The organism is Vibrio sp. OPT46 (genome assembly GCF_015163535.1).
Taxonomy (GTDB): Bacteria; Pseudomonadota; Gammaproteobacteria; order Enterobacterales; family Vibrionaceae; genus Vibrio; species Vibrio alginolyticus.
Map to the genome: position 1 here is coordinate 23,002 of NZ_JADDYG010000589.1, position 4,516 is coordinate 27,517.

The 4,516-nt window shown below is 44.2% G+C and carries 4 protein-coding genes; 2 read left to right on the forward strand and 2 right to left on the reverse strand.

Translation table 11 applies throughout. The features are described from left to right. Positions 1-61: 61 nt before the first annotated feature. Positions 62-874 (reverse strand): AraC family transcriptional regulator, encoded by an 813-nt coding sequence (locus tag IQR33_RS23410; RefSeq protein ID WP_005374573.1) that lies wholly within the window; start codon positions 872-874, stop codon positions 62-64. A 972-nt stretch (positions 875-1,846) separates the two neighbouring features. Here IQR33_RS23410 and IQR33_RS23415 point away from each other — a divergent pair. Further along, positions 1,847-2,566: a PAS domain-containing protein gene (locus IQR33_RS23415; protein ID WP_017820063.1), complete on the forward strand. Its 720-nt coding sequence runs from the start codon at positions 1,847-1,849 to the stop codon at positions 2,564-2,566. 73 nt (positions 2,567-2,639) lie between these two features. Here the strand turns inward: IQR33_RS23415 and pdxH are convergent, their stop codons facing one another. After that, the gene (gene pdxH, locus IQR33_RS23420; RefSeq protein WP_005374570.1) at positions 2,640-3,275 is read right to left on the reverse strand and encodes a pyridoxamine 5'-phosphate oxidase; all 636 of its coding nucleotides are present in this window, start codon (positions 3,273-3,275) and stop codon (positions 2,640-2,642) included. 115 nt (positions 3,276-3,390) lie between these two features. Between pdxH and IQR33_RS23425 the strand changes: the two genes are divergently transcribed. Next, positions 3,391-4,516, forward strand: a 1,126-nt coding sequence (locus IQR33_RS23425; RefSeq protein WP_265575807.1) for a cache domain-containing protein, incomplete at its 3' end; no start/stop codon positions are given.

The following is a 4,516-nucleotide window of genomic DNA, read 5'->3' on the forward strand; positions in this document are numbered from 1 at the left end:
ACCATGCATAGTGCATGGCTTTATTCTAATTGATGATTATTTGACCTAAAAAAACGCGTTGTTATCCAACTTGTTTTTTATAACGGGAAGGTGATATTCCCTGTAAGCGAGTAAAAGTATGAGTAAAAGTACTCTGGCTTGAGAAGCCAGTAAACTCGGCAATTTGCCCTAAAGAAAGGTGACCTTGCTCGATTAATTCGCGAGCCATGTCGATTCGCTTTCCGAGAACATATTGATGAGGTGTAATCCCCATCTGCTCTTTAAACAAGCAATGGAACTGACTTTCCCCAAGAAACACTCGCCCGGCCAATTGAGCCACACTAATCTTATGACTCAGGTGCTGCTCAATGTAACGATCAATCGCCTCCAAATCAAAGCGCGACTCTTTTCGACTGGTCTCAAATGCCGAGATATGGCGCTGCATTAACGCAATCACAGTGTCGTTACACGCACGACTTAACAGCAGGTCATCCGGATGGTTTCGCATTTCCTGAACCAACATCTGTATCAGCTTCTGAATTTGACTATCTAACTGGAAGTAGACATGGTCTCTCTCCAGGTTATTGATTTTTTGAAGCATGTCAGGATCATCATTTGTCGGTTTGGGCATATTCAGCACCAAAATATCCGATTGATTGATGACGCCACCGAAAGCATGATCAGAGCATGCGGTGACCACACAACCTTGACCAGGGCCGACAAGATTACCTCGCCCGCGCACTTCAAATTCGGCTTGCCCTTTTAAACCAATCACGATCTGCGTATAAGAATGATCGTGGCAATCCATATAAGACGGAAGTGTGATCAGCTCCGCCGGCTTCGGCAGCATAATCTCTTGATATGAAAGGATTTTTTGGTTATCTGAGTCACTCATTTTAAACAGTCGTCTTTACACGGTCAGCTTACATCTTCGCATCATATACCTTCTTTGTTGGGTTGCAACTTTTACCCAACTCAATCGACAAGATCAAATCAGCATGATCAAGTTCATTTACATGATCATAGTTCCGGAACGATGATCATGCGAGGTTAATTTACGGTCAGTGAGCAACCAATTTTATTAACAAAAACGGATAGATAGGCAACACCTTACGTATATATAATCAATCAATGTAAAGATCCTTGTTACCGAACAATCTGTTATTTTGTAAAACACCGTGCTCCATATTAGATAAGTCGTCTCTGAAACGGATCGAAACCCACTCTTAAACTCAACATAGAGGGATTTCCCCCCTTACTAATATGCCTCTGATTCAATACATTAGTTATCGAGCTTTAAGATGCATACGATCTAAAGCTCTCGGTATCTCATTGATACCTCTAACTTACTTAGCAGACCCTCGCTAGGTAATTTAGAACCTCTTCTACACGTCGACAAGATTATATCTTGTGTTGCCAGCCCGTCTTCAGGCTGGCTTTTTTTTCGCTTCTCAACAATGAAAACAATGGCATAAGCTGATATCATAGCTTTTGTCTCACTGTCCCTCTCATATGCTTAGGTGCTGCTCTTTCGCTCACAAGTGATATGAAAGTCAAACACATTACAACTGAGTTGTAGGAAGCATGATCAAGGACGATACGAGTTGTAAGCCGAACATTAGGCGGACATCCGTGAGCGCACATATCTGTAATGAAACAGACCATTTTCCCAATTAAACTCTTCGTTCCATTTCGTCGTTGTCTATGACTACCTGACGAAAACATCGAACACCATGAATTTAATTGGATTGAGCGCCAATCAACGAACGTGTTCTAGCAACGTAACTGCCTACTTGGCAACATCAATACGAGCCATGTAACACGGACGTCTCTGTATTGGTAAAAGCAGTATGTAGTGAGTCCTTTTGTGAATATTTCAGTCGATACCATAGAACAATCCCTCCTTAAACAGCTACCAGGTTGTTGGGGATGCAAAGATAAAGATTCGGTATTCCTATACGTAAACCAGGAATACGCAGAACTGTTAGGGCACACATCGCCCGAGGAGTGCTTGGGTAAAACTGATTTTGATATGGCCAGCCCAACCACTGAATGCGCGCAAGAATTTCAACGCCAAGATAAACACGTTCTCGAAACTGGCGAGTCACTAAAAATTCTGGATATCCACCCTTATCCAGATGGCCGCTGGCGAGCACATATATTTACTAAAACACCGTGGCGAGATGACAAAGGCGACATCGTAGGCACCATTTTCTACGGAAGGGAACTCACCGACACCGCCGTGATTGAAGTCGGGTATTGGGTTTGTCGTGCAATCAGTACCAACCCAAATCAACAATCCATCTTTCGTTTTTCTGACTTACAACCAAAACCAGAGAAGCTCACATGCCGCGAGCAAGAAACGCTTTTCCTCTTGCTCTATGGCAAAAAGCCTCAATTTATCTCTCAGGTCATGGGCATATCAACAAAAACCGTTGAAGGTCACGTCGCACGCTTACGTAATAAGTTTGCAGCGAACAGCAAGAACGAACTAATAGATAAAGCAATGGAAGCAGGCTACGGCTCTGTTGTACCCAAAACGCTGCTTAAGCATCAATTATCGGTTGTGTTGAATGGAGAGCGATAATTCGCATCGCTTCCACCTACAAAAACACCGCCCCAATTCGGCGGTGTTTGTTTATTCATGAGGGACCATAAGCCTATGGCGCTAAACGATCAATGTCCCAACTTCCATCATGCTGGGAGAAAAGAAAACGATCGTGAAGGCGATGTTCGCCACCTTGCCAAAATTCGATGCTCTTTGGTTTTACGCGAAAGCCACCCCAAAAGGTTGGTACTGGTATTTCACCCTTAGCAAACTTCTGTTTTAGCTCTAAAAACTTACCTTCCAACACACCTCTGGCAGAAATACGGCTACTTTGTTTGCTCGCGATTGCGGCCAACTGGCTCTCTTTAGGACGAGAAGTAAAGTATTTCATATTCTCTACGGCGGTAAGCTTTTCAGCCACACCAGTAATATGAACTTGGCGCTCTAACGGGTGCCAAGGGAAGTGCAAACTAATATTGCTGTTATGCTCTAGCTGCTGGGCCTTGCGACTGCCTAGGTTGGTGTAAAACACAAAACCATCTTTGTCGACGTTTTTCAATAGAACAATGCGTTGAAACGGCATGCCATTTTCATCAACCGTTGCAACTGTCATCGCAGTCGGGTCCGTTAAACCCGCTTCAACTGCTTGCTCTAGCCACAGATTAAATTGATCAATAGGATCAGCTTTCAAATCTTTACGACGCAGCCCACCTTTGGTGTACTCACGACGAATATCAGCAAGTTCCATCTTTACTCCTTCACTCGTTTTTGTCGATTGTGCTCCCGATACTGAGGAAATACAAGGACATCATTGTGCTTGTTATCGTTGCCGCTCACAGCATCACAGTGCGTCATTTGATACCATGACACAAAAAACCAGTGAGCCGATCGTGAACTTACTCAACCCCAAAGCCCTACGTCATTTTTTACTGCTACTGTGTGCCGTCGGCATTTCAGGGCTTGCGCTTACTCATCATTACGCAACTCAATACCAACATGATCAATGGCAACAAAAGCTAGAGAGACAAGCCGCGCAAGTGTCACAAGAAGTGGACTACGAACTGGCAAAGTTTGAACAGATACCAAACCTATTAAGTCACGACCCAAGACTACTCAAAGCAGTAGAGCGCGGAACGCCCTCTCAAGAGCTCAACCTACTGTTATCAGATTGGTTGAAGCAAAGTTTGGCCGATACGATTTACGTTCATGACCGCACCGGGTTAGTCATAGCCTCAAGTAACTTTCAGCAAGAAGATACGTTTGTTGGCTCTAGCTTTAGCTATCGCCCCTATTTTAAAAATGCGCGACGCGGTGAGCCCGCTCAATATGTTGGATTAGGCGTGCGCTCGAATAAACGTGGGTACTTCTTCTCATCTCCGCTGTGGGTAAATGAGGAAGTCGTTGGCGTGATCACAGTAAAAGTGAACTTGGAGCAATTAGAACAGCGCCTTTCGCAAACCACGACTGACGTACTCATTACAGATAAACACAATGTCGTGTTTATGAGCAATTTACCAGACTGGCGCTATCGTGCACTTTTCCCACTGTCATCGAGTGCAATAAATGAACTTACCGAAACGCGTCAATATGGCGATACCTTACCCGAATATTTTGGTGAGTTAACGGCACACAGTGGTGTCACGGAGTTTGATGACAATCAATTGCTTCTATCACCGAATTACCTCGCATACGCAACACACTTATTGGATAAAGGGTTTCGCGTCGTTGCCTTAATTAACCACAACAGCGTTCTTGCCGCCGTTTTACAGGCCGATATCGTCTTCCTGATCTTATATGCGCTCATTGCTCTAATTGCGTTAGCGTGGTTCCAAACCCTAGTTAACAAAGCACGCCTTGCCCATCTCAATGTGAGCCTAGAAGAAAAAGTAGTGCAACGGACACTAGTTCTGAGTGAAGCCAACCAAAAACTACAACAGACCATCCGCCAATATGAGCAAAGCCAACAAGAGCTTAAACAAACACAACAAG

Excerpts from the sequence above, each read along its gene's own strand:
- IQR33_RS23410 (WP_005374573.1), bottom strand. The coding sequence starts at position 874 with ATGAGTGACTCAGATAACCAAAAAATCCTTTCATATCAAGAGATTATG.
- pdxH (WP_005374570.1), bottom strand. The coding sequence starts at position 3,275 with ATGGAACTTGCTGATATTCGTCGTGAGTACACCAAAGGTGGGCTGCGT.